We start from the raw sequence: 23,839 nt of genomic DNA on the forward strand, positions 1-23,839 counted from the left end.
CGAACGAAGGAGGGAAAATAATGGCAAAAGAAAAAATTCGTATCCGTTTAAAAGCTTATGATCACCGTATTCTTGATCAATCAGCTGAGAAAATTGTAGAAACAGCTAAGCGTTCTGGGGCAACAGTTTCTGGTCCGATCCCATTACCAACTGAGAAGACTATTTACACAATTCTTCGTGCTGTTCATAAGTACAAAGATTCTCGTGAGCAATTCGAAATGCGCACACACAAGCGTTTAATCGATATCGTGAGTCCTACTCCACAAACAGTAGATTCATTAATGCGTTTAGACTTACCGTCTGGTGTAGATATCGAAATTAAACTATAAATTATATAACTTAAAAATGTAGGAGGTGTAACTCATGACCAAAGGAATCTTAGGAAGAAAGATCGGTATGACTCAAGTATTTGCTGAGAACGGTGAGTTAATCCCAGTAACAGTTATCGCTGCTAATCCAAACGTTGTTCTTCAAAAGAAAACAACTGAAACTGATGGCTACAATGCAATCCAGTTAGGATTTGAAGATAAACGTGAAAAGTTAACTAACAAACCTGAACAAGGCCACACTGCTAAAGCATCTACAACTCCTAAGCGCTTCATTCGCGAAATCCGCGATGCAGACGTGGACGGATTAGAGGTTGGTCAAGAGGTAAAAGTTGAAGTTTTCGCTGCAGGTGAAATCGTTGACGTAACAGGAATTTCTAAAGGTAAAGGTTTCCAAGGTGTTATCAAACGCCACGGACAATCTCGCGGACCTATGTCTCATGGTTCTCGCTATCACCGTCGTCCAGGTTCAATGGGCCCAGTTGCTCCGAACCGTGTATTCAAAGGCAAAAAACTTGCTGGACGTATGGGTGGAGACCAAGTTACTATCCAAAACTTAGAAATCGTTCAAGTTGACACTGAGCGCAACTTATTACTAGTAAAAGGTAACGTTCCAGGTGCTAAGAAATCTCTTGTAGTTGTTCAAGGCGCTGTGAAGGTTAGCAAATAATTCACAATAGGAAGGAGGAATTCCAATGCCAAAAGTTACTGTATATAACCAAACTGGTTCACAGGTTGGTGAAATCGAATTAGCTGAAGCTATTTTCGGTATCGAACCAAATGAAGCTGTACTTTTCGAAGCTGTAATGATGCAACGTGCATCTTTACGTCAAGGTACACACAAAGTAAAAACTCGTTCTGAAGTTCGCGGTGGTGGTCGTAAACCATGGCGTCAAAAAGGAACTGGACGTGCTCGTCAAGGGTCTATCCGTTCTCCTCAATGGCGTGGTGGTGGTACGGTATTCGGACCTACACCAAGAAGCTATGCGTACAAACTTCCTAAGAAGGTTCGTCGTTTAGCAATTAAATCTGCATTAGCTACTAAAGTAGTTGAGAACAACATTGTAGTTCTTGAAGACCTAGTATTAAATGCACCAAAAACAAAAGACATGCTAGCAGTACTTAAAGGATTAACTGTTGAGAAGAAAGCTCTTATCGTAACTGCTGATGCAAACGAATCTGTAGAGTTATCTGCTCGCAATATCCCTGGAGTAACAGTAATCACTGCTGATGGCGTAAACGTTTTAGACGTGCTTCATCATGATAAGCTAATCATGACAAAAGCGGCAGTGGAAAAAGTAGAGGAGGTGCTTGCATAATGAGAGATCCTCGTGATATCATTAAGCGCCCAGTTATCACTGAACGTTCTATGGAAATGATGGCTGAAAAAAAATACACGTTCGATGTGGACGTTAAATCTAATAAAACAGAAGTTAAAGATGCTCTTGAAGCGATCTTTGGTGTTAAAGTAGAAAAAGTGAACATCATGAACTACAAGCCGAAAGCAAAACGCGTTGGTCGTCACGCTGGTTTTACTAGCCGTCGTCGTAAAGCAATCGTTAAGCTAACTGCTGACAGCAAAGAAATCGAAATCTTCCAAGGCGTTTAATTCTTACTAAAGAAGGAGGGAAATTGAGATGGGAATTAAAAAGTATAATCCAACTACTAACGGTCGTCGTAATATGACTACGAATGATTTCGCTGAAATCACGACTGACAGACCCGAAAAGTCTTTACTTGCTCCTTTAAGCAAGAAGGCTGGTCGTAATAACCAAGGTAAAATTACTGTACGTCATCAAGGTGGCGGACATAAGCGTCAATACCGTATCATCGACTTTAAGCGTAACAAAGATGGAATTCCAGGACGCGTTGCTACGATCGAATACGATCCAAACCGCTCTGCGAATATCGCATTAATTAACTACGTTGACGGTGAAAAACGTTACATTCTTGCTCCTAAATCTTTAGAAGTAGGTATGGAAGTTATGTCTGGCCCAGAAGCTGACATCAAAATCGGTAACGCATTACCATTAATCAACATTCCAGTAGGTACTGTTGTTCATAACATCGAGCTTAAGCCTGGTCGTGGCGGACAATTAGTTCGTTCTGCTGGTACATCTGCTCAAGTACTTGGTAAAGAAGGTAAATACGTACTTGTACGTTTAACTTCTGGTGAAGTACGTCTTGTATTATCTGCTTGTCGCGCTTCAATCGGTCAAGTAGGTAACGAACAACATGAACTTATCAAAATCGGTAAAGCAGGTCGCTCTCGCTGGTTAGGTAAACGCCCAACAGTTCGTGGTTCTGTAATGAACCCGGTTGATCACCCACACGGTGGTGGTGAAGGTCGTTCTCCAATCGGACGTAAGTCTCCAATGTCTCCATGGGGTAAACCAACTCTTGGATTCAAGACTCGTAAGAAAAACAAAGCGTCTGACAAATTTATCGTTCGTCGTCGTAAAAAATAATGGGATTGTAGTACGGTTCATTTCTAGAACCGTACGCCAATCACGAAGGGAGGCACCAAAATGGCTCGTAGCTTAAAAAAAGGACCATTTGTCGATGATCACTTAATGAGCAAAATGGAAAAATTAGTTGCATCTGAGCAAAAACAAGTTGTTAAAACTTGGTCTCGCCGTTCAACAATCTTCCCTCAGTTCATCGGACACACAATCGCTGTATATGATGGTCGTAAACACGTACCTGTGTACATCACTGAGGATATGGTTGGCCATAAGTTAGGTGAATTCGCACCAACTCGTACGTATAAAGGTCACCTTGCTGACGATAAGAAAACTAGAAGATAATGAGAGGAGGCACTTCAATGCAAGCTAAAGCAGTAGCGAGAACAGTTCGTATTGCTCCTCGTAAAGTTCGTTTAGTAGTAGACTTAATCCGAGGTAAGCAAGTGGGTGAAGCGATTGCTATCCTTAACCACACACCAAAAACTGCTTCTCCAGTTGTAGAAAAAGTTTTAAAATCTGCAATCGCAAATGCAGAGCACAATTATGAGATGGACATTAACAACCTAGTTGTTGAAAAAGTCTTCGTTGACGAAGGTCCAACGTTGAAACGTTTCCGTCCACGTGCAATGGGTCGTGCAAGCCAAATTAACAAACGCACAAGCCACATCACAGTTGTGGTATCAGAAAAGAAGGAGGGATAATCGATGGGTCAAAAGGTTAATCCAATTGGTCTTCGTGTCGGTGTTATCCGTGACTGGGAATCTCGTTGGTTCGCTGAGAAAGATTACGCTACATTATTACATGAAGACATCAAAATCCGTGAGTACATTAATGTACGCTTAAAAGATTCTGCTGTTGCTAAAGTAGAAATCGAACGTGCAGCAAATCGTGTAAATGTTACAATTCACACTGCAAAACCTGGTATGGTAATTGGTAAAGGTGGTACTGAAGTTGAAGCACTTCGTAAAGCTCTTAACCAATTAACAGGCAAGCGTGTACACATCAACATTTTAGAAGTTAAGAGAGCTGATCTTAACGCTAAATTAGTAGGCGAAAACATCGCTCGTCAATTAGAAAACCGTGTATCATTCCGTCGTGCACAAAAGCAAGTTATTCAACGTGCTATGCGTGCAGGTGCTAAAGGTATTAAAACACAGGTTTCTGGTCGTCTTGGCGGAGCTGATATCGCTCGTGCAGAATCTTACAGTGAAGGAACTGTTCCACTTCATACACTTCGCGCTGATATTGACTATGCAGCAGTTGAAGCTGATACAACATACGGTAAATTAGGCGTAAAAGTATGGATCTACCGTGGAGAAGTCCTTCCTACAAAAAAGAAAGCTTCTGAGGAAGGAGGAAAATAATATGTTAATGCCAAAACGCGTAAAATATCGTAGAGAGCATCGTGGTAAAATGCGTGGTCGTGCTAAAGGTGGAACTGAAATTGCTTTCGGTGAATTCGGTTTACAAGCACAAGCTGCTTCATGGATTACAAACCGTCAAATCGAAGCTGCTCGTCGTGCAATGACTCGTTACATGAAACGTGGCGGTAAAGTATGGATTAAAATTTTCCCTTCTAAACCTTACACTGCAAAACCTCTAGAAGTACGTATGGGTTCCGGTAAAGGGGCACCAGAAGGCTGGGTAGCAGTAGTAAAACCTGGGAAAATTATGTTCGAAATCGCGGGTGTATCTGAAGAGGTAGCACGCGAAGCATTACGTCTTGCAGCTCACAAGTTACCTGTGAAATGTAAATTCGTAAAACGTGAAGAAAATGGTGGTGAATCTAATGAAAACTAATGATATTCGTGAATTAACCACTGCCGAAATCGAAACAAAAGTTAAAGCTTTAAAGGAAGAGTTGTTTAATCTTCGCTTCCAACTTGCTACAGGACAATTAGAGAATCCAACTCGCATTCGTGAAGTGCGTAAAGCAATTGCTCGTATGAAAACTGTAGTTCGTGAAAGAGAGATCGGAATTAATCGATAAATTGAGGGGAGGTTTGCATAGTGAGCGAACGTAACCAACGCAAAGTTTATACTGGTCGTGTAGTGTCTGACAAAATGGACAAAACGATTACAGTTTTAGTTGAAACTTACAAAACTCATTCCTTGTACGGAAAACGTGTTAAGTATTCTAAGAAGTACAAAGCCCATGATGAGCAAAACCAAGCGAAACTTGGCGATATCGTTAAAATCATGGAAACTCGCCCGCTTTCTGCTACTAAGCGTTTCCGTTTAGTTGAAATCGTTGAAGAAGCGGTTATTATCTAAATAGACGAATCGGAATTTTTAGTCCGAAGGGAGGTTTCATAACATGATCCAACAAGAATCTCGTTTGAAAGTTGCTGACAACTCTGGTGCACGTGAACTTTTAACAATTAAAGTATTAGGCGGCTCTGGTCGTAAATATGCTAACATTGGTGACATTATCGTTGCTACGGTAAAACAAGCAACACCAGGTGGCGTTGTTAAAAAAGGTGACGTTGTTAAAGCAGTAGTAGTACGTACGAAGAGCGGAGCTCGTCGTCCGGACGGTTCTTACATCAAATTTGATGAAAACGCAGCGGTTATCATTAAAGACGATAAGAGCCCACGTGGTACTCGTATCTTCGGACCAGTAGCTCGTGAATTACGTGATAGCAACTTCATGAAGATCGTTTCTTTAGCTCCAGAAGTTCTATAATTTAAGGTATTGCCTTGCTAAGGAGGTGCAGAATTAAGATGCATGTAAAAAAAGGTGATAAAGTACAGGTAATCACTGGTAAAGACAAAGGAAAACAAGGCGTTATCCTTGTGGCTTTCCCAAAGCAAAACCGTGTTATCGTTGAGGGTGTTAACATCGTTAAAAAACACTCTAAGCCATCTCAATTAAATCCACAAGGTGGAATTATTACTAAAGAAGCACCTATTCACGTTTCTAACGTTATGATTTTAGATCCGAAAACAGGTGAACCTACTCGCGTAGGCTTCAAAGTAGAAGATGGTAAAAAAGTTCGTATTGCAAAAAAATCTGGTGAATTATTAGATAAATAATTTTCTTAAGAAAGGAGGTCACTTCATTGAATCGCCTTAAAGAGAAGTTCCAAAAGGAAATTACTCCTGCTCTAGTGAGCAAGTTTAACTATAAATCTGTGATGGAAGTACCGAAAATCGAAAAGATCGTAATCAACACTGGTGTTGGTGACGCGGTATCTAACTCAAAAGCTTTAGACAATGCAGTAGAAGAATTAACACAAATCGCAGGTCAAAAACCTGTTGTAACTCGTGCTAAAAAATCAATCGCTGGTTTCCGTCTTCGTGAAGGTATGCCAATCGGTGCGAAAGTAACTTTACGCGGCGAGCAAATGTATGAGTTCTTCGACAAATTAGTATCGGTTTCTTTACCACGTGTACGTGATTTCCGTGGTGTTTCTAAGAAATCATTCGATGGTCGTGGGAACTACACATTAGGTGTTAAAGAGCAACTTATCTTCCCTGAGATTGATTATGATAAAGTAAGCAAAGTACGCGGTATGGACATCGTAATCGTTACTACAGCGAAAACTGATGAAGAAGCTCGTGAACTTTTAACACAATTCGGTATGCCATTCCAAAAATAATGGAAGCCAACGCTAAGTAGAGGAGGCGAAAACGTGGCTAAAAAATCTATGATAGCGAAACAAAAGCGTACTCCTAAGTTTAAAGTACAAGAGTATACACGTTGCGAACGCTGCGGTCGTCCGCATTCTGTATACCGCAAATTTAAACTTTGCCGTATTTGTTTCCGTGAACTTGCATATAAAGGTCAAATTCCTGGTGTTAAAAAAGCTAGTTGGTAAAACCCACAAATGGGAAGGAGGTAAAACACATGGTGATGACAGATCCAATTGCAGACATGCTTACTCGCATCCGTAATGCGAATATGGTACGTCATGAGAAATTAGAGGTTCCTGCTTCTAAAATCAAAAAAGAGATCGCTGAACTTTTAAAACGTGAAGGTTTCATTCGTGATGTAGAATACATCGAGGATAACAAACAAGGTATCCTTCGTATTTTCCTGAAATATGGTGCAAACAATGAACGTGTAATCACTGGATTAAAACGTATCAGTAAACCTGGCTTACGCGTTTACGCTAAAGCTGACGAAGTACCACGTGTACTTAACGGATTAGGTATCGCTCTTGTTTCTACATCTAAGGGAGTAATGACAGACAAAGACGCTCGTCAATTACAAACTGGTGGAGAAGTAGTAGCATACGTTTGGTAATATATATTTAAAACGAACGGAGGTGTGACCACATGTCTCGTATTGGTAAAAAGATTCTTGAAATCCCTGCAGGTGTTACTATTACAATTGCAGAAGACAATACTGTAACAGTAAAAGGCCCTAAAGGTGAATTAACTCGTAAATTCAATGCTGATATGTCTATCAAAATTGAAGAAAATACACTAACAGTTGAGCGTCCATCTGAACAGAAGGAACACCGTGCATTACACGGTACAACTCGTGCTTTAATCGGAAACATGGTTGAAGGTGTAACTGCAGGTTTCGCACGCGGACTTGAATTAGTCGGTGTTGGTTACCGTGCTCAAAAACAAGGAGATAAACTTGTTTTAAGCGTAGGTTATTCTCATCCAGTAGAAATGACTCCGGAAGCAGGTCTTGAAGTTGAAGTACCTGCACCAACTAAAATCGTAATTAAAGGTATCGACAAGCAACGTGTTGGCGAATTTGCTGCTAACATCCGTGCTGTACGTGCTCCTGAGCCTTACAAAGGTAAAGGTATTCGTTACGAAGGCGAAGTTGTTCGTCGTAAAGAAGGTAAAACTGCTAAGTAAACCCGTTAGGTGAGAGAAAGGAGTGACAAGAAAATGATCACTAAAGCTGATAAAAATGCGACTCGTAAGAAAAGACATGCACGTGTACGTGCTAAACTTACTGGTACTGCAGAGCGTCCACGTTTAAACGTGTTCCGTTCTAACCAACATATTTACGCTCAAGTTATTGATGATGTGAATGGTGTAACGTTAGTAAGTGCATCTACTCTTGATAAAGACCTTGCTCTTAACGGTACTAGCAATACTGAAGCTGCTACGAAAGTTGGAGAATCAGTTGCTAAGCGTGCTGTAGAGAAAGGCGTTAAAGAAGTAGTATTTGATCGCGGTGGTTACTTATACCATGGCCGTGTTAAAGCTCTAGCTGAAGCTGCTCGTGAGGCTGGATTACAATTTTAATGGTCAAAGGAGGGAAAATTGATGCATCGCATTGACCCAAGTAAATTAGAACTTGAAGAACGTGTAGTTACGATAAATCGTGTCGCGAAAGTTGTTAAGGGTGGTCGTCGTTTCCGCTTTGCTGCACTAGTTGTAGTTGGCGATAAAAACGGTCATGTTGGATTCGGTACTGGTAAAGCACAAGAGGTACCAGACGCAATTCGCAAAGCTATCGAAGACGCTAAGAAAAATTTAATCGCTGTACCATTAGTTGGTACAACAATTCCACACACAATCAACGGTCACTTTGGAGCTGGTGAAGTATTCTTAAAACCTGCTGCTGAGGGTACTGGTGTTATTGCTGGTGGACCTGTTCGTGCGGTTCTTGAATTAGCTGGTGTACAAGACATTCTTTCGAAATCTCTTGGTTCTAACACACCAATCAACATGATTCGCGCTACTGTGAACGGATTAAGCGAACTTAAGCGCGCTGAAGATGTTGCAAAATTACGCGGTAAATCTGTAGAAGAGCTACTAGGTTAAGGAGGGAAAACAAATGGCGAAAAAGTTAGAAATTACCCTCACTCGTAGTGTAATTGGTCGTCCACAAGATCAACGTGCGACGGTAGAAGCTTTAGGTCTTAAAAAGTTGAATTCAACTGTAGTTAAGGAAGAAACTCCTGCTATTCTTGGTATGATCAACAAAGTTTCTCACCTTTTAACTGTAAAAGAAGCTTAAGGATAACTCATTAATATAAGGAGGTGCCTGGGAATGAAACTTCATGAATTAAAACCTGCAGAAGGTTCTCGTAAAGTACGTAACCGTGTCGGTCGTGGTATCGGTTCTGGTAACGGTAAAACTGCTGGTAAAGGTCATAAAGGACAAAACGCACGTTCTGGTGGCGGTGTTCGTCTTGGCTTCGAAGGTGGTCAAACTCCATTATTCCGTCGTTTACCAAAACGCGGCTTCACAAACATTAACCGTAAAGAGTTTACTATTGTAAACTTATCAACGTTAAATCGTTTTGAAGATGGTACAGAAGTAACACCTGAATTATTGCTGGAAACTGGCGTTATCAGCAAGTTAAACGACGGTGTTAAAATTCTTGCAAGCGGAGCAGTAGAGAAAAAACTAACTGTTAAAGCGCACAAGTTCTCTTCAAGTGCTAAAGAAGCAATTGAAGCAGCTGGCGGATCAGTTGAGGTGATCTAATGTTTCGTACAATCTCCAACTTTATGCGCGTTGCTGAGATAAGACGTAAAATATTATTCACTTTAGCGATGTTAATCGTATTCAGGATTGGCACGTTTATCCCAGTGCCATTTACAAATGGAGACGTACTGAAAGCACAAGACCAATTAAATGCTTTAGGTATTCTAAATACATTTGGCGGTGGCGCCTTGAAAAACTTCTCCATCTTTGCGATGGGAATCATGCCGTATATTACAGCATCCATCATCGTGCAATTATTGCAGATGGATGTTGTTCCTAAATTTTCGGAATGGTCGAAGCAAGGTGAAATGGGCCGTCGTAAACTAACGCAATTCACGCGTTACTTTACAATTGTTCTTGCGTTTATTCAGGGGTTTGGTATGTCAATCGGTTTTAACGGTATGGTAGGTGGGCAATTAATTTTGAATCCTGGTTGGAGCACTTATTTATACATTGCTACGGTACTGACTGCTGGTACTGCATTTTTAATGTGGTTAGGCGAACAGATTACAGCTAAAGGTGTAGGTAATGGTATTTCCATCCTTATCTTTGGCGGTATTGCTGCAGCGATCCCAAGTGTTATATCTCAAGTGTATCAACAACAGTTTCAAAATATCGGAGATCAATTGTTCATGAGTATCGTTAAAGTTGCATTGATTTTACTAGCTGTGCTAGCAGTTATTGTTGGTGTTATTTTCATTCAACAAGCTGTTAGAAAGATCCCAATTCAATATGCGAAGCGTGTAACAGGAGGGAATGGGAATCATGCTGGAGCACAAAACACACATTTACCGCTTAAGGTAAATAGTGCGGGTGTTATTCCAGTCATTTTTGCTGTTTCATTCTTAATTACGCCTCCAACTATTGCACAGTTCTTCCCGAAACATGATGTATCGCAGTGGATTATTGCAAACTTTAACTATTCTCACCCAGTGGGAATGATCATATATGTTGCGCTCATTGTAGCCTTCACATATTTCTATGCATTTGTTCAGGTTAATCCAGAGCAAATGTCAGAGAATCTAAACAAGCAAGGTGGATATGTTCCAGGTATTCGTCCGGGTAAGAATACAGAACAATATCTAACAAAAATCTTGTATCGTTTGACCTTTGTAGGATCAATTTTCCTAGCAGCGATTGCAATCTTACCAGTTATCTTTACGAAATTGGGAAATCTTCCTCCATCTGCACAGATTGGTGGAACGAGTATGTTAATCGTTGTCGGCGTTGCTTTAGAAACAATGAAGCAGCTAGAAAGCCAACTGGTAAAACGCCATTACAAAGGGTTTATCAAGCAGTGAGTAAGTGGGAAGAACTATCTTCCCTACATGCTCATGTACTGAGGGGGAACAAGGATGAACTTAATTTTAATGGGGCTTCCTGGTGCTGGTAAAGGTACACAAGCCGAACAGATTGTAGCCAAGTATAACATCCCTCACATTTCAACAGGAGATATGTTCCGTGCAGCTATGAAGGCTGAAACTGAAATGGGTCTACAAGCAAAATCTTTTATTGATAAAGGTGCACTTGTTCCAGATGAAGTTACAATCGGAATTGTTCGTGAACGTTTAAGTCAAGAAGACTGCGTAAGAGGTTTCTTACTAGACGGTTTCCCACGAACTGTTGCACAAGCATCAGCTCTTGAAGAGATTATGAAAGATCTTGGCAAAAAAATCGACTATGTTTTAAACATTAATGTGGATTCAGGATTGTTATTAAAACGCCTTACAGGCCGTCGCATTTGTAAAGAGTGCGGTGCGACTTACCACTTAGAATTCAATCCACCAGCAAAAGCTGATGTGTGCGATAAATGTGGTGGCGAATTATACCAACGCTCTGATGACAATGAAGAAACTGTAGCAAATCGTTTAGATGTAAATATTAGGCAAACAAAACCTTTGCTTGATTTCTACGACGAGCTTGGTTACTTAAAAAGCATTAATGGTGAGCAAGATATCAATAAAGTATTTGCTGATATCGATGTTCTCATCGGAGGCTTAGCGTAATGATCATCTGCAAAACTCCTCGCGAGATAGAAATCATGCGAGAAGCTGGCAGAATCGTTGCTTTAACTCATCAAGAGTTGAAACAGCACATTACTCCAGGAATTACAACGAAAGAGCTCGATCAAATAGCGGAAAAGACGATTCAAAAATATGGTGCTACGCCATCTTTTAAAGGATACAACGGATTTCCGGGGAGCATATGTGCTTCTGTAAATGAAGAGCTTGTACACGGAATTCCAGGAAAGCGCAAGCTCAAAGAGGGCGATATCATCAGTATCGATATTGGTGCGAAATACAATGGGTACCATGGAGATTCTGCATGGACGTATCCAGTTGGAAACATTTCTGAATCTGTTCAAAAGCTACTTGATGTCACAGAAAAATCGTTGTATCTTGGTCTAGAACAAGTAAAACCAGGCGAGAGATTATCAAATATCTCACATGCGGTTCAAACCCATGCTGAAGAGAATGGATTCTCGATCGTTAGGGAGTATGTTGGTCACGGAATCGGGCAAGACTTACATGAGGACCCTCAAATCCCGCACTATGGTCCACCAAATAGAGGCCCTAGATTAAAGCCGGGAATGGTCATCTGTGTTGAGCCGATGGTGAATCAAGGAAGACGATATGTAAAAACACTATCTGATGACTGGACAGTGGTAACGGTAGATGGTAAATGGTGTGCCCATTTTGAGCACACGATTGCTCTTACAGAAGCAGGATACGAAATCCTTACCACTTTATAAGTAGCTGGCTCTCCGGGATTTCAGAGCAGTGTAAAATGTTACTGATTTGAAGAAGGGAGAACTATTGAATGGCTAAAGATGATGTAATTGAAGTCGAAGGTACCGTTCTTGAAACGTTGCCAAATGCTATGTTCAAAGTAGAATTAGAGAATGGGCATGTCGTATTGGCTCACGTTTCTGGTAAAATCCGTATGAACTTCATTCGTATTTTACCAGGAGACAAAGTTACGGTAGAATTATCTCCGTACGATTTAAATCGTGGTCGTATTACGTACCGTTTTAAATAATATAGCACTCCGTAATCTTTAAGGAGGTTCGAGACATGAAAGTAAGACCGTCAGTTAAACCAATCTGCGAAAAATGTAAAGTTATTCGTAGACGTGGAAAAGTAATGGTTATTTGTGAAAACCCTAAACATAAACAAAAACAAGGTTAATCAGAAGGAGGTGCATTCAGAATGGCACGTATCGCAGGTGTAGATATTCCTCGAGACAAACGCGTTGTTATTTCTTTAACTTACGTATTCGGCATTGGTCGCACAACTGCTGAAAAAATTCTTACTGAAGCTGGTATTTCTTCAGAAACACGAGTTCGTGATTTAACGGAAGACGAATTAGGACGTATCCGTGATGTTATCGATCGTATTAAAGTTGAGGGAGACCTTCGTCGTGAAGTATCTCTTAACATTAAACGTCTAATGGAGATCGGTTCTTACCGTGGTCTTCGTCACCGTCGTGGTTTACCAGTTCGTGGTCAAAATTCTAAAAACAATGCTCGTACACGTAAAGGTCCACGTCGTACAGTAGCAAATAAAAAGAAATAATAAGTAAAGGAGGTTGAACTAACAATGGCACGTAAAACAAACACTCGTAAAAAACGTGTGAAAAAGAATATCGAAGCTGGTATAGCTCATATTCGTTCTACTTTCAACAACACAATCGTAACACTTACAGATACTCACGGTAACGCACTTTCTTGGTCTAGTGCTGGTGCACTTGGTTTCCGTGGATCTCGTAAATCTACTCCATTCGCTGCGCAAATGGCTGCTGAAGCTGCTGCTAAAGTTGCAATGGAGCACGGTTTAAAAACTTTAGAGGTTACTGTTAAAGGTCCTGGTGCTGGTCGTGAAGCTGCAATTCGTGCTCTTCAAGCTGCAGGTCTAGAAGTAACAGCAATTAGAGATGTTACTCCAGTTCCTCATAATGGATGTCGTCCGCCAAAACGTCGTCGTGTGTAATTTTTCTGTATAGAATTTTCCCTTTTGTCTATAATGGATATGATGCATTATCGAGAAATTTCGTACAGAAACATCGCTTGTTGTGCACAATCGGGAACTGCCTAAGGGGGACTTTCGGTTAGACAGGGGTTATACCTTTGTTTAACCGGGGTTTCGACGTTTTGAAGGAGGGTTTAGTTAATGATTGAAATCGAAAAGCCGAAAATCGAAACGGTTGAACTTAACGAAGATGCTAAATATGGTAAATTCGTAATTGAACCGCTTGAGCGTGGATATGGTACTACTTTGGGTAACTCCTTACGTCGTATTCTTTTATCCTCACTCCCTGGTGCCGCTGTTACTGCTATCCAAATCGATGGCGTATTACATGAATTTTCAACAGTTGAGGGCGTAGTAGAAGACGTTACGACGATCATCTTAAACTTGAAAAAGTTAGCTCTTAAAATCTACTCTGAAGAAGAGAAGACGTTGGAAATTGATGTGCAGGGCGAAGGTATTGTCACAGCTGCTGATATTACTCACGATAGTGATGTAGAAATCTTAAATCCAGATTTACACATTGCAACGTTAGCAAAAGATGCGCATTTCCGCGTGCGTTTAACTGCAAAGCGTGGCCGTGGGTATACGCCAGCTGATGCAAATAAAAGCGAAGATCAACCAATAGGAGTAATTCCTATTGATTCTATTTATACTCCAGTATCACGTGTGACTTACCAAGTGGAAAAGACACGTGTCGGACAAGTGGCTAATTATGATAAGCTTACGCTTGATGTATGGACGGATGGAAGCATCGGGCCAAAAGAAGCTATCTCTTTAGGTGCCAAAATATTAACTGAGCATTTAAATATCTTTGTTGGTTTAACTGATGAAGCACAAAATGCTGAGATTATGGTCGAGAAGGAAGAAGATCAAAAAGAGAAAGTTCTTGAGATGACTATCGAAGAACTAGACCTTTCTGTTCGTTCTTATAATTGCCTAAAACGTGCAGGAATTAATACTGTACAAGAGCTTGCGAACAAAACAGAAGAAGATATGATGAAAGTTCGTAACTTAGGACGTAAATCCTTAGAAGAAGTTAAACATAAACTTGAGGAATTAGGTTTAGGTTTACGTAAAGACGACTGAGGATTTAAACCCATGAACAAAGGAGGGAACTACGAATGGCATACAGAAAATTAGGCCGTACAAGTGCGCAACGTAAAGCTATGTTACGTGACTTAGCTACTGATTTAATTATCAACGAGCGCATCCAAACGACAGAAACTCGTGCAAAAGAACTTCGTTCTGTAGTGGAAAAAATGATCACTTTAGGTAAACGCGGAGATCTTCATGCTCGTCGTCAAGCAGCAGCTTTCATTCGCAATGAAGTAGCTAACGCTGAGACTGGTCAAGATGCACTTCAAAAATTATTCGCTGATGTAGCTCCACGCTATGCTGAGCGCCAAGGCGGATACACTCGTATTGCAAAAATTGGTCCACGTCGCGGAGACGCAGCACCAATGGTAATTATCGAGTTAGTATAATGATAATTAAAAGGGCAGGACAGTTCTTTTCAAGAAACTGGTCATGGCCCTTTTTTTTAAATATAAAAATAGGCGAGCTTGGCGAAGGAAAGGGTGCCTTCTATTGAAAAAAGAGAAACTTCGGATAAGAAATATATCATTTCAATATCCTGGGGCAGCCACGTATGCATTAAAAGATGTTTCATTTTCCTTATATGAGGGAGAATGGGTATCTATTATTGGACAAAACGGTTCAGGAAAGTCTACACTTGCAAAATTATTGAATGGTTTGTTTTTGCCGGAAGCAGGGACTATTACAGTGAATGATACAATGGTTTTATCAGAGGAAACGGTATGGGATGTTCGAAAACAAATTGGAATGGTATTTCAAAATCCAGATAATCAATTTGTTGGAACAACAGTGCAAGATGATGTTGTATTTGGCTTAGAGAATATCGGAATGCCAAGAGAACAAATGATTGAAAGATTAGAACAGGCCTTACGACTTGTCCGTATGGAAGATTTTCTTAATGATGAGCCTCATTCCTTATCTGGTGGGCAAAAACAGCGAGTGGCAATAGCAGGCGTTTTAGCACTTCAGCCATCTATTTTAATATTAGATGAAGCAACGTCAATGTTAGATCCTCAAGGAAGACGTGAAGTAGTAGAAACGGTTAGACAACTTGTTAATCAAAAAGGTATTACCGTGTTATCAATTACGCACGATTTAGAAGAAGCGGCACAGTCGGATCGTGTCATTATTTTAAATAAGGGAGAAATATTAGAGGAAGGGACTCCAGAGAAAATTTTCAAGTCCTCTCATACGCTCCAAGAAATTGGCTTAGATGTACCGTTTTCGGTGAAAATAGCAGAATTATTAAAAAGAAATGAAATTCTTTTGCAAAATACGCATCTTACAATGGAAAGCTTGGTGAACGAACTTTGGAGATTACATTCCAAAAAGTAGAACATCGTTATCAATATAAAACTCCATTTGAAAGACGCGCACTTTATGATGTAGACGTGTCGTTTCCAAGTGGGGGCTATTATGCCATTATCGGTCATACTGGTTCAGGCAAGTCGACGATGATTCAACATTTAAATGGTTTATTGCAGCCGACAAATGGTACAGTTCAAATTGGTGAACATTTGATTTCGGCAGGAAAGAAAGAAAAAAAGCTAAAGCCACTACGTAAAAAAGTAGGGGTTGTCTTTCAATTCCCAGAACATCAGTTGTTTGAAGAAACTGTGGAGAAAGATATTTGCTTTGGACCTACTAATTTCGGGGTATCTGGAGATGAAGCGAAGCAAAAGGCTAGAGAGGCAATAGAACTTGTAGGGCTAGAACCAGAACTGTTAACACGTTCTCCGTTCGAATTAAGTGGTGGACAAATGAGACGTGTTGCTATAGCGGGTGTACTGGCAATGGAACCTGAAGTGCTTGTATTAGATGAACCTACAGCAGGTCTAGATCCAAAAGGGCAGAACGAACTTATGCAGATGTTTTATAAGTTGCATAAGGAGAAGGGGCTTACAGTTATCCTTGTAACGCATAATATGGAGGATGCTGCTCAGTATGCGGAACAGATTGTAGTTATGCATAAAGGAACGGTCTTTTTGCAAGGAAGTGCAGAGGAAGTATTTTCACATGCTGATGAACTAGAGAAAATTGGTGTGGATCTTCCTATGTCATTAAAGTATAAACGTGCAATTGAAGAGAAGTTTGGTATTTCAATTCCAAAGGCTACCTTATCTTTAGAGGATCTTACTCATGAAGTTGTGCAGGTGTTACGAAAAGGTGGTCATGAATCATGCAGCAGTTGATTATTGGGAGATATATCCCGGGGAATTCACTTATTCATCAACTTGATCCACGTACGAAGCTGCTGATTGTCTTTTTATATGTATTTGTTGTTTTCTTAGCAAATAATGCGATTTCATATGGATTTTTATTTTTATATGCACTCATTGCTTTATTTTTTGCAAAAGTGCCGATTCGTTATGTACTTTCGGGCTTAAAACCGATTTTATGGATTTTTCTTTTTACATTTTTCCTGCATATTTTTACAAATAAAGAGGGGGATGTACTACTCCAGCTTGGTTGGTTTTCGATACATGAAAAAGGATTAGAGCAAGGGATATACATTTCTGTACGGTTCTTCGTTATTATTTTAATGACGACATTATTAACGTTAACGACGACACCTATTGAAATTACAGATGGTTTGGAGACGTTATTAAAGCCATTGAAGCGTATAAAGGTTCCTGTTCATGAAATCGCATTAATGATGTCAATTTCTCTTCGTTTTATCCCGACATTAATGGATGAAACAAGTAAAATAATGAAAGCACAAGCATCACGTGGTATTGATTTCGCTGGTGGACCGATAAAAGATAGAATGAAAGCTATTATCTCACTGCTCGTTCCTCTGTTTATCAGTGCTTTTAAGCGTGCAGAGGACTTAGCTATTGCGATGGAAGCTCGTGGATATCAAAGTGGTGAAGGACGTACTAAATTTAGGCAACTACGCTGGAAAACAAGCGATACAGTAACGATTGTAAGCTTATTTTGTTTAGCTTGTATTTTGGCATGGGTGCGATCGTAATGGAGAATAGAGAAATGGATAGAATAAAATGTACGGTTGCATATGATGGTATGCATTTTTGTGGTTATCAAATTCAGCCGAAGCATCGTACTGTTCAACAGGAGATAGAAAAAGCATTACAGAAATTGCATAAGGGAGAACTTGTTCGTGTTCAGGCGTCTGGTAGAACAGATTCTACGGTTCATGCAAAAGGGCAAGTAATACACTTTGATACTCCTTTGTCTCTTGAGGAGTGGCAATGGAATAACGCTTTAAATACAATGTTGCCAGATGATATTGTTATTAGGCGAGTAGAGAAAAAAACAGAAGAATTTCATGCACGTTACGGTGTTGAGAAAAAAGAATATCGTTATCGTGTATCATTATCAAAGACTGCGGATGTATTCCGTAGAAATTACGTATATCAATATCCATATCAGCTCGAAATCAATTCTATAAGAAAAGCAATTCCCTATTTTATTGGAACGCATGATTTCACTTCTTTTTGTTCGGCAAAAACTGACAAAAAAGATAAAGTGCGAACAATTTATGAAATCGAGTTAATTGAGCAAGATGATGAATTAATTTTTCGTTTTGTTGGTAATGGATTTTTATATAATATGGTCAGAATTATTGTTGGGACGTTACTTAGCGTAGGGCAAGGAAAGCTTGATCCTAATAGCATTCCAGAGATTTTAGCGAAACAAAATCGTCAGTTTGCTGGAAAGATGGCTCCAGGTCATGGGCTTTACCTATGGGAGGTAAACTATAACAACTAATCCTGGTGTAACATTTGCTTGACATTAGAAACTCAAAAGTATATCATAACATATGGTATTGTTTCTAAAACCACGATTAGCCCCGGAAGGAAATCGTGTTTAAGATAAACAATAGATTTTTTCTATGGAAAAGATAACGAGGAGGGAAACACATGCGTACGACTTTTATGGCAAAAGCTAACGAAGTTGAGCGTAAATGGTATGTGGTTGATGCTGAAGGTCAAACTTTAGGTCGCCTTGCTAGTGAAGTAGCATCCATTTTACGTGGTAAAAACAAACCTACATTTACACCACACGTTGACACGGGTGATCATGTAATTATTATTAACGCTGAGAAAATTCATTTAACAGGTAATAAATTAAACGATAAAATTTACTACCGTCACACTAACCACCCAGGTGGACTTAAGCAAAGAACAGCTCTTGAAATGCGTACAAACTACCCTGTACAAATGTTAGAGCTTGCAATTAAAGGCATGCTTCCAAAAGGACGCTTAGGCCGTCAAGTTTCTAAGAAACTAAACGTGTATGCTGGAGCAGAGCATCCACACCAAGCACAAAAACCAGAAGTTTACGAACTTCGCGGATAATTAATTAAAGGAGGGCTTACTTTGGCACAGGTTCAATACTATGGCACTGGACGTCGTAAGAGTTCAGTAGCGCGCGTACGCCTAGTTCCAGGCGAAGGACGCGTTATCATTAACGGTCGTGATTTTGAAAACTATATCCCATTTGCTGCATTACGTGAAGTAGTGAAACAACCTCTAGTTGCAACAGAAACTTTAGGTAACTACGATGTACTTGTAAACGTAAATGGTGGTGGATACACTGGTCAAGCTGGTGCTATTCGTCACGGTATTTCTCGCGCTTTATTAAAAGCTGATCCAGAATACCGTCTAACACTAAAACGTGCAGGTCTATTAACTCGTGACGCACGTATGAAAGAGCGTAAAAAATACGGTCTTAAAGGCGCACGTCGTGCACCTCAGTTCTCAAAACGTTAATTTTTGCGAACTACAAACCCCAACCATTTTGGTTGGGGTTTTTTTATGTTTCATTCCTCTTTTGTGATTTTTATAGCTTGGAATATTTTAGTGCTACCGCCGCGCGTATGCTTCTTCTTTAGAAGTTTAGACTAATACGTATTAGGGAGGTTTATAAGTACTATGAATGTCATTGTCAGCTTACGAGAAAAACAAAAAGAAAAGCAGTTAAAATACGAGCGGAAGATGTTGCGGGAATTATCATTAAAAACATTGCGTTCAAATATACGTGATGCCTTTCAAATGCAAGAGCTTCATCGTCAGTATGAAGATTACTGTATTGAATTAGGGATAGAATCTTATTTATTAGGAGCGAGATATAGTAAATTTGGTTATTATGGTGAATCGTTCTTTGATGTGAAATATAGAGCTTTAGAAGAAGAACAACAATTAACTGAAACGCTATTTCAATTTTTAACGAGTATGACTATGCGAGAAATAAAGTTGAAAGATGAGGAATTACTTTTTGAATCTTGTCAGCAGTTTATAGGATTGTGGTGGCAAGAAGGGTATGAAAAAGGTGAAAGAAGATATCGATTAAAGCTTCATTAAGACAAGCATAAACTTTCCTCTTGTCCCATATAAGTAATTAGAGGGACTAGCTGGAGGAGGAAAGGTATGAAGAGAATTCGAATTATCTCTTTTGCACTCGCTGCGGTTGTTTTGTTTTTTTTAGTCAAACAAGAATTTCAAATTACAAAATCGTGGCGAGCTTGGAATTTACCCTTATCAGGGAAAGTAATCGTATTAGATGCTGGGCATGGTGGACCAGATGGAGGGGCTGTTGGTGGAAAGGATATTATAGAAAAGGATATTACGCTTGAAATTACAAAAAAGGTACAAGACTATTTACAAGAACAAGGTGCACTAGTTATTTTAACGCGTGAGGGAGATTATGATTTAGCTAACAAAGATACAAAGTCATATAGTAGACGTAAAGCGGAGGATTTAAAAAAACGTGTAGAAATCATCAATAAACCAGATATAGACTTTTTTGCAAGCATTCATTTAAATGCTTTAACTAGTAGTGGATCGAAAGGCGCACAAACATTCTACTATCGCTCTTCAATTGAAAATGAACGTGCTGCGAAATTTATACAGGCTGAATTGAGAACGAGTTTAGAAAATACGAATCGTTCTGCTAAAACAATCTCTCACGTATACTTATTGAAGTATGCGAAAACACCAGGTGCTTTAATTGAAGCTGGCTTTTTATCGAATGTGAACGAAAGGTATATGTTAAATTCGGAGAAATATCAACAGAAGGTAGCAGCTGCAATATACCGTGGTATATTGCGTTATTTCACGGAAAAAGGAAATCCTCCAGAATAAGGAGGATTTTTTTGAGTTTCTCTCGTTAACGAAGTTTTCGGAAAATATGTTATACTGGAAATGTAAACGCATTTATTTGAAGAATAAGCAAAGATGAATTCAATTAACATTACGTTATTTTTCATACAGGGGGCTGGGCTAATTATGGTAACGAAAGAACAAGTGGTTGAAGCGTTAGAAGGGATTGTAGATCCGTTTTTACATAAAACATTAAAAGAAACAAGTGCAATTAAAGAGGTAACAGTCAAGCCTGAGAAGGAACATGTGAGTGTCAAAATTGCAATCGTAAAAACTGGTACAGCGGAACAAATGCAGTTGCAGTCTGGAATTGTAAAGTTAGTAAAAGAGCTTGGGGCAGCAACAGTTGGACTTCGTTTTGCAGAATTTACAGAAGAGGAATTAGCTCAGTTTGCACCAGAACAAGAAGCAGAGCAAAGTGAATCTTTATTGTCACCAAATTCAAAAACGACATTCTTAGCAGTAGCGAGTGGAAAAGGTGGTGTGGGGAAATCAACCGTTTCCGTTAACCTTGCAGTTGCTTTAGCTCGTTTAGGAAAAAAAGTTGGTATTATTGATGCGGACATTTACGGTTTTAGTGTGCCAGACATGATGGGGATAGAAAAACGTCCCATTGTAAGAGGTGACAAGATAATTCCGGTGGAACGTTTAGGTGTAAAGGTAATCTCAATGGGCTTCTTTGTAGAGGATAATGCACCAGTTATTTGGAGAGGACCTATGCTTGGGAAAATGTTAAACCACTTCTTCACAGAAGTGGAATGGGGCGATTTAGATTATTTAGTACTAGATTTACCACCAGGAACAGGTGATGTTGCGTTAGATGTGCACTCAATGTTGCCATCTTGCAAAGAGATTATTGTAACGACGCCTCATCCAACAGCTGCGTTTGTAGCAGCGCGTGCTGGAGCGATGGCATTACGCACTGAACATAGTATTCTCGGTGTTGTTGAGAACATGGCATATTTTGAAAGTAAGGTAACTGGTGAGAAAGAATATGTATTTGGAAGAGGCGGGGGAGATAAGTTGGCTACCGAACTGCAAACAAATGTTCTTGGTCGTATTCCGCTGCAACAACCTGATTGGAATAAAGAAGACTTTGCTCCTTCAGTATATGAAGATACACATACAACCGGCATTATTTATAGTAAAATAGCTGAAGCAGTAATTGATAAAACAGCTGTTATACAAAAATAAAATGAAACTTTAATCAGTGGGGTTCATCTGTTACTGGCAACAATAAGGGTTTTGTTGCTAGTAAACCTTTCGCTTAACTAGAGGGGCCATTTTGTCTGTTAATAGCAAGATAAAGTAATAACGAGTGGACAATGTATAAATTGTCCACTCGTTATTATAGTTATTATTCTCACTGTTCTTCCTTCTTCTCGCCTTGAGAACCACCGTCACCGCCTGCTTCTTTCTTATCAGATCCACCTTTTTCAGCCTTTTGTACACCTTTACTAATGATATCAATCATCTTGGATTGGAAGAGTGGACTTTCAGCAGTTTCTGTTAGTACTTGTTGTAGATATTGACGGTATTCTTTGCTCTTCATTGTTTGTAACATCATTTTTTCTACTTCAGGATTTTTCATGATTTCTATAACGCCTGCTTGGTATTCAGGGTCTTTTAATAAGGTTTTCATTAATTGAGTTTGTTCTTTCCCCATACTTTTAGCGAACTTCGATGAGAACTCAGGATCTTTAAAGAGCTTTTCCCAGAATTGTTGCCCTTTATCGGATACCATTGCATCTTCAATCGTTTTCTTTACTACTGTTTCATCTAGTATGAGTGCTTGTTTCATTTTTTCATCAGTTAATACATCTTGAATAGCTTTCTTACCTTGATCTGTTTTTAAAATATCAACAATCATTTTCTTTGTTTGATCGTAATCTAGTTCGGATTTCGTTTCTTTTCCTTGTGCGCATGCTACAAGTGCGATAAGTAGAAAAGAAGAAACGAAAATGAATAGTATCCGTTTCATAAGTTGGAACTCCTTTCAGCACAGTTCTCTCTTTTTAATATAAATATCTTTAAGGAATTTATACATGAACATGGCTAGCTTTTTGAAATTGTCATTGATACAATTTAATTAGAAATATAAGGATAATGGGGGATGTGTTGTGAATAGCCGCAAGTGGGTACGACTATTTTTAACGACGTTGTTTCTTGGTGGGATTAGCACAGTTATTATTGGTTTTGTTTTGGAGTGGGACAGGTATAATGAATTTTTTCAAAATTTCGACGTTAAAGAGATTTTAGCGGTATCTTTCTGGTTGATGGGTGTAGGATTTATTTTTAGCGTTATAAGTCAAATGGGATTCTTTGCATATTTAACAATCCATCGTTTTGGACTAGGGATGTTTCGCTCATCGTCTTTATGGAATGCAGTCCAGCTCTTCTTTATTGCATTCGTATTATTTGATTTTGTGTATTTAAGATCTGTACTTATTGCAAATGGGGAAATCTCATTGGGGAATAACATACTTGTTGCTGGAATTTTATTTGTGCTTGGAGCAATTGTTGCTTATGTAAAAAGTAAAGAAACAAATAAAAAAGCATTTGTGCCAGCTCTGTTCTTTATGGTAGTTGTAACGATTCTTGAATGGGTACCGGCGCTTCGGATTAATGATACAGATTGGTTATATTTAATGGTTATACCGCTATTGTTATGTAATGCATATCAATTACTTGTATTACATCGTTTAATCGGAAAAACGAGTAAATCTGCTTAATAGAGAGAGGTTTTATACACCAGCAGTTATATTACTGGAAATGGTGTGATTAAAAAAGCTCTACCACCTTCTTGAAAGGTAGTAGAGCTTTTTATACGTGAAGAGTAGTAGGGACGAAGCTATTTCACATCTTCACTTTTCGTACTTGTGTTGGAAATAAGTTGTGATACGGATATTTGCTCATATCCATCACTTTTTAATTTTTGCAGGAGCAGCGGTAAAGCTCTATTTGTTTGAAGGGCAGAATCGGATGCGTGTAATAAGACAATATCTCCACCTTTCAAATTATTAGAGACGGTGGAAACGATGTGATTTACACCTGGGTTTTTCCAATCGTTTGAATTGTTACTCCAATGCACAACGGTGTATCCAAGTGATTCTGCAATTTTAAGGGTTGCCTTGTTAAATTCGCCACTAGGTGGACGTAACAGCTTGACTTGTTTTACCCCAAGTTTTGTAAAAACATCTTGTGCTCGTAAAAGGTCTCTTCTTATTTCATTCGTCTCTAGAGAAGTATAAGATGTGTAATTGTAACCCATACTACCAATTTCGTGTCCATCTTTCATGATGCGCTCTACAATATCGGGGTGTCTTTCAGCCCATGCAGCAGAAAGGAAGAAGGTTGCATTCTTAATTTGTCTTTCTTTAAGAGTATCAAG

At 39.4% G+C, this 23,839-nt stretch carries 42 protein-coding genes (1 of these 42 running past the window's edge); 40 read left to right on the forward strand and 2 right to left on the reverse strand.

Going from position 1 to position 23,839, the window contains the following annotated elements; genetic code table 11:
• Window positions 1-20 precede the first annotated feature (20 nt).
• The 39 genes from rpsJ (at window position 21) to MHI26_RS00855 (ending at window position 21,642) form a co-directional block, all read left to right on the forward strand.
• Entirely contained in the window at window positions 21-329 is a 309-nt protein-coding gene (gene rpsJ, locus MHI26_RS00665; protein WP_001040595.1) for a 30S ribosomal protein S10, read from the forward strand.
• 34 nt (window positions 330-363) lie between these two features.
• Window positions 364-996: a 50S ribosomal protein L3 gene (rplC, locus tag MHI26_RS00670; protein WP_000160209.1), complete on the forward strand. Its 633-nt coding sequence runs from the start codon at window positions 364-366 to the stop codon at window positions 994-996.
• A 25-nt stretch (window positions 997-1,021) separates the two neighbouring features.
• On the forward strand, window positions 1,022-1,645 hold the full coding sequence (rplD, locus tag MHI26_RS00675) for a 50S ribosomal protein L4 (protein WP_001127258.1): 624 nt from the start codon (window positions 1,022-1,024) through the stop codon (window positions 1,643-1,645).
• Window positions 1,645-1,935 carry a 50S ribosomal protein L23 gene (gene rplW, locus MHI26_RS00680; RefSeq protein ID WP_001205558.1) on the forward strand — a complete coding sequence of 97 codons (291 nt, stop codon included), beginning with the start codon at window positions 1,645-1,647 and terminating at the stop codon, window positions 1,933-1,935. The genes rplD and rplW overlap by 1 nt, the downstream gene beginning before the upstream one ends.
• Before the next feature lie 28 nt (window positions 1,936-1,963).
• The gene (gene rplB, locus MHI26_RS00685) at window positions 1,964-2,794 is read left to right on the forward strand and encodes a 50S ribosomal protein L2 (protein ID WP_000511583.1); all 831 of its coding nucleotides are present in this window, start codon (window positions 1,964-1,966) and stop codon (window positions 2,792-2,794) included.
• 60 nt (window positions 2,795-2,854) lie between these two features.
• Window positions 2,855-3,133, forward strand: a complete 279-nt coding sequence (rpsS, locus tag MHI26_RS00690) for a 30S ribosomal protein S19 (RefSeq protein WP_000124454.1) — start codon at window positions 2,855-2,857, stop codon at window positions 3,131-3,133.
• Window positions 3,134-3,150: 17 nt separating this feature from the next.
• Window positions 3,151-3,492, forward strand: coding sequence for a 50S ribosomal protein L22 (gene rplV / locus MHI26_RS00695; protein WP_001148024.1), 342 nt, complete (start codon window positions 3,151-3,153; stop codon window positions 3,490-3,492).
• A gap of 3 nt (window positions 3,493-3,495) precedes the next feature.
• On the forward strand, window positions 3,496-4,155 hold the full coding sequence (gene rpsC, locus MHI26_RS00700; RefSeq protein WP_000529956.1) for a 30S ribosomal protein S3: 660 nt from the start codon (window positions 3,496-3,498) through the stop codon (window positions 4,153-4,155).
• A 1-nt stretch (window position 4,156) separates the two neighbouring features.
• Entirely contained in the window at window positions 4,157-4,591 is a 435-nt protein-coding gene (gene rplP / locus MHI26_RS00705; protein WP_000928969.1) for a 50S ribosomal protein L16, read from the forward strand.
• Complete coding sequence (rpmC, locus tag MHI26_RS00710) at window positions 4,581-4,781, forward strand: 50S ribosomal protein L29 (protein ID WP_000855718.1); 201 nt, start codon at window positions 4,581-4,583, stop codon at window positions 4,779-4,781. The genes rplP and rpmC overlap by 11 nt, the downstream gene beginning before the upstream one ends.
• A 20-nt stretch (window positions 4,782-4,801) precedes the next feature.
• Window positions 4,802-5,065 carry a 30S ribosomal protein S17 gene (rpsQ, locus tag MHI26_RS00715; RefSeq protein ID WP_000004106.1) on the forward strand — a complete coding sequence of 88 codons (264 nt, stop codon included), beginning with the start codon at window positions 4,802-4,804 and terminating at the stop codon, window positions 5,063-5,065.
• 43 nt (window positions 5,066-5,108) lie between these two features.
• Window positions 5,109-5,477: a 50S ribosomal protein L14 gene (gene rplN / locus MHI26_RS00720; RefSeq protein WP_000615912.1), complete on the forward strand. Its 369-nt coding sequence runs from the start codon at window positions 5,109-5,111 to the stop codon at window positions 5,475-5,477.
• Window positions 5,478-5,515: 38 nt separating this feature from the next.
• Complete coding sequence (gene rplX, locus MHI26_RS00725; RefSeq protein ID WP_000558200.1) at window positions 5,516-5,827, forward strand: 50S ribosomal protein L24; 312 nt, start codon at window positions 5,516-5,518, stop codon at window positions 5,825-5,827.
• Between the two features lie 26 nt (window positions 5,828-5,853).
• The gene (gene rplE, locus MHI26_RS00730; RefSeq protein ID WP_001080829.1) at window positions 5,854-6,393 is read left to right on the forward strand and encodes a 50S ribosomal protein L5; all 540 of its coding nucleotides are present in this window, start codon (window positions 5,854-5,856) and stop codon (window positions 6,391-6,393) included.
• 33 nt (window positions 6,394-6,426) lie between these two features.
• Entirely contained in the window at window positions 6,427-6,612 is a 186-nt protein-coding gene (gene rpsN / locus MHI26_RS00735) for a 30S ribosomal protein S14 (protein ID WP_001085700.1), read from the forward strand.
• Between the two features lie 29 nt (window positions 6,613-6,641).
• Complete coding sequence (gene rpsH / locus MHI26_RS00740; protein ID WP_000245511.1) at window positions 6,642-7,040, forward strand: 30S ribosomal protein S8; 399 nt, start codon at window positions 6,642-6,644, stop codon at window positions 7,038-7,040.
• 32 nt (window positions 7,041-7,072) lie between these two features.
• On the forward strand, window positions 7,073-7,612 hold the full coding sequence (gene rplF, locus MHI26_RS00745; RefSeq protein ID WP_000086551.1) for a 50S ribosomal protein L6: 540 nt from the start codon (window positions 7,073-7,075) through the stop codon (window positions 7,610-7,612).
• A 33-nt stretch (window positions 7,613-7,645) separates the two neighbouring features.
• Window positions 7,646-8,008 (forward strand): 50S ribosomal protein L18, encoded by a 363-nt coding sequence (gene rplR, locus MHI26_RS00750; RefSeq protein WP_000628818.1) that lies wholly within the window; start codon window positions 7,646-7,648, stop codon window positions 8,006-8,008.
• 21 nt (window positions 8,009-8,029) lie between these two features.
• Complete coding sequence (gene rpsE / locus MHI26_RS00755; RefSeq protein ID WP_000554646.1) at window positions 8,030-8,530, forward strand: 30S ribosomal protein S5; 501 nt, start codon at window positions 8,030-8,032, stop codon at window positions 8,528-8,530.
• Between the two features lie 13 nt (window positions 8,531-8,543).
• Window positions 8,544-8,726, forward strand: coding sequence for a 50S ribosomal protein L30 (gene rpmD, locus MHI26_RS00760; RefSeq protein WP_001085233.1), 183 nt, complete (start codon window positions 8,544-8,546; stop codon window positions 8,724-8,726).
• Between the two features lie 33 nt (window positions 8,727-8,759).
• Entirely contained in the window at window positions 8,760-9,200 is a 441-nt protein-coding gene (rplO, locus tag MHI26_RS00765; RefSeq protein ID WP_000766083.1) for a 50S ribosomal protein L15, read from the forward strand.
• Entirely contained in the window at window positions 9,200-10,501 is a 1,302-nt protein-coding gene (gene secY, locus MHI26_RS00770; RefSeq protein ID WP_000490118.1) for a preprotein translocase subunit SecY, read from the forward strand. Before rplO ends, secY begins: the two co-directional genes overlap by 1 nt.
• Before the next feature lie 54 nt (window positions 10,502-10,555).
• Window positions 10,556-11,206 carry an adenylate kinase gene (locus MHI26_RS00775; protein WP_061666936.1) on the forward strand — a complete coding sequence of 217 codons (651 nt, stop codon included), beginning with the start codon at window positions 10,556-10,558 and terminating at the stop codon, window positions 11,204-11,206.
• Complete coding sequence (gene map, locus MHI26_RS00780; protein WP_000582539.1) at window positions 11,206-11,952, forward strand: type I methionyl aminopeptidase; 747 nt, start codon at window positions 11,206-11,208, stop codon at window positions 11,950-11,952. The genes MHI26_RS00775 and map overlap by 1 nt, the downstream gene beginning before the upstream one ends.
• Before the next feature lie 68 nt (window positions 11,953-12,020).
• On the forward strand, window positions 12,021-12,239 hold the full coding sequence (infA, locus tag MHI26_RS00785; RefSeq protein WP_001029884.1) for a translation initiation factor IF-1: 219 nt from the start codon (window positions 12,021-12,023) through the stop codon (window positions 12,237-12,239).
• 35 nt (window positions 12,240-12,274) lie between these two features.
• Window positions 12,275-12,388 (forward strand): 50S ribosomal protein L36, encoded by a 114-nt coding sequence (rpmJ, locus tag MHI26_RS00790; RefSeq protein ID WP_000868344.1) that lies wholly within the window; start codon window positions 12,275-12,277, stop codon window positions 12,386-12,388.
• Window positions 12,389-12,409: 21 nt separating this feature from the next.
• A complete protein-coding gene (rpsM, locus tag MHI26_RS00795; protein WP_000090792.1) occupies window positions 12,410-12,775 on the forward strand; it encodes a 30S ribosomal protein S13 in 366 nt (121 codons plus the stop codon).
• Window positions 12,776-12,799: 24 nt separating this feature from the next.
• A complete protein-coding gene (rpsK, locus tag MHI26_RS00800; RefSeq protein ID WP_000101797.1) occupies window positions 12,800-13,189 on the forward strand; it encodes a 30S ribosomal protein S11 in 390 nt (129 codons plus the stop codon).
• Window positions 13,190-13,369: 180 nt separating this feature from the next.
• Window positions 13,370-14,314, forward strand: a complete 945-nt coding sequence (locus MHI26_RS00805; protein ID WP_000569643.1) for a DNA-directed RNA polymerase subunit alpha — start codon at window positions 13,370-13,372, stop codon at window positions 14,312-14,314.
• A gap of 35 nt (window positions 14,315-14,349) precedes the next feature.
• Complete coding sequence (gene rplQ, locus MHI26_RS00810; protein WP_000331490.1) at window positions 14,350-14,712, forward strand: 50S ribosomal protein L17; 363 nt, start codon at window positions 14,350-14,352, stop codon at window positions 14,710-14,712.
• A 103-nt stretch (window positions 14,713-14,815) separates the two neighbouring features.
• On the forward strand, window positions 14,816-15,658 hold the full coding sequence (locus MHI26_RS00815) for an energy-coupling factor ABC transporter ATP-binding protein (protein ID WP_000711766.1): 843 nt from the start codon (window positions 14,816-14,818) through the stop codon (window positions 15,656-15,658).
• Complete coding sequence (locus MHI26_RS00820; protein WP_000406529.1) at window positions 15,634-16,515, forward strand: energy-coupling factor ABC transporter ATP-binding protein; 882 nt, start codon at window positions 15,634-15,636, stop codon at window positions 16,513-16,515. Before MHI26_RS00815 ends, MHI26_RS00820 begins: the two co-directional genes overlap by 25 nt.
• Entirely contained in the window at window positions 16,503-17,297 is a 795-nt protein-coding gene (locus MHI26_RS00825; RefSeq protein ID WP_001186530.1) for an energy-coupling factor transporter transmembrane component T family protein, read from the forward strand. Before MHI26_RS00820 ends, MHI26_RS00825 begins: the two co-directional genes overlap by 13 nt.
• Window positions 17,298-17,311: 14 nt before the next feature.
• Window positions 17,312-18,055 (forward strand): tRNA pseudouridine(38-40) synthase TruA, encoded by a 744-nt coding sequence (gene truA / locus MHI26_RS00830; protein ID WP_061666938.1) that lies wholly within the window; start codon window positions 17,312-17,314, stop codon window positions 18,053-18,055.
• Between the two features lie 152 nt (window positions 18,056-18,207).
• Window positions 18,208-18,645 (forward strand): 50S ribosomal protein L13, encoded by a 438-nt coding sequence (gene rplM, locus MHI26_RS00835; RefSeq protein ID WP_001260793.1) that lies wholly within the window; start codon window positions 18,208-18,210, stop codon window positions 18,643-18,645.
• Window positions 18,646-18,666: 21 nt separating this feature from the next.
• Window positions 18,667-19,059 (forward strand): 30S ribosomal protein S9, encoded by a 393-nt coding sequence (gene rpsI / locus MHI26_RS00840; protein WP_000079986.1) that lies wholly within the window; start codon window positions 18,667-18,669, stop codon window positions 19,057-19,059.
• 162 nt (window positions 19,060-19,221) lie between these two features.
• Window positions 19,222-19,650, forward strand: a complete 429-nt coding sequence (locus tag MHI26_RS00845; protein ID WP_001101008.1) for a DUF2521 family protein — start codon at window positions 19,222-19,224, stop codon at window positions 19,648-19,650.
• A 66-nt stretch (window positions 19,651-19,716) separates the two neighbouring features.
• Window positions 19,717-20,430 carry an N-acetylmuramoyl-L-alanine amidase CwlD gene (gene cwlD, locus MHI26_RS00850; protein WP_000822437.1) on the forward strand — a complete coding sequence of 238 codons (714 nt, stop codon included), beginning with the start codon at window positions 19,717-19,719 and terminating at the stop codon, window positions 20,428-20,430.
• Window positions 20,431-20,574: 144 nt separating this feature from the next.
• Window positions 20,575-21,642 carry an Mrp/NBP35 family ATP-binding protein gene (locus MHI26_RS00855; RefSeq protein WP_061666937.1) on the forward strand — a complete coding sequence of 356 codons (1,068 nt, stop codon included), beginning with the start codon at window positions 20,575-20,577 and terminating at the stop codon, window positions 21,640-21,642.
• A gap of 169 nt (window positions 21,643-21,811) precedes the next feature.
• On the opposite strand, the gene gerD is transcribed toward MHI26_RS00855, so the two are convergent.
• Entirely contained in the window at window positions 21,812-22,429 is a 618-nt protein-coding gene (gerD, locus tag MHI26_RS00860; RefSeq protein ID WP_000821601.1) for a spore germination lipoprotein GerD, read from the reverse strand.
• Between the two features lie 139 nt (window positions 22,430-22,568).
• Here gerD and kbaA point away from each other — a divergent pair, with 139 nt between their 5' ends.
• Complete coding sequence (gene kbaA / locus MHI26_RS00865; protein ID WP_001088532.1) at window positions 22,569-23,180, forward strand: KinB signaling pathway activation protein KbaA; 612 nt, start codon at window positions 22,569-22,571, stop codon at window positions 23,178-23,180.
• A gap of 119 nt (window positions 23,181-23,299) precedes the next feature.
• On the opposite strand, the gene pdaB is transcribed toward kbaA, so the two are convergent.
• A protein-coding gene (pdaB, locus tag MHI26_RS00870) for a polysaccharide deacetylase family sporulation protein PdaB (RefSeq protein WP_000464717.1) crosses the window boundary here: on the reverse strand, window positions 23,300-23,839 show its 3' portion. It continues 225 nt past the right edge of the window; only the last 540 of its 765 coding nucleotides appear in the window; its start codon lies beyond the right edge, outside the window — the gene reads right to left on this strand; its stop codon occupies window positions 23,300-23,302.

The sequence above is a fragment of the Bacillus sp. FSL K6-1218 genome (assembly GCF_038006445.1).
GTDB lineage: Bacteria > Bacillota > Bacilli > Bacillales > Bacillaceae_G > Bacillus_A > Bacillus_A thuringiensis_S.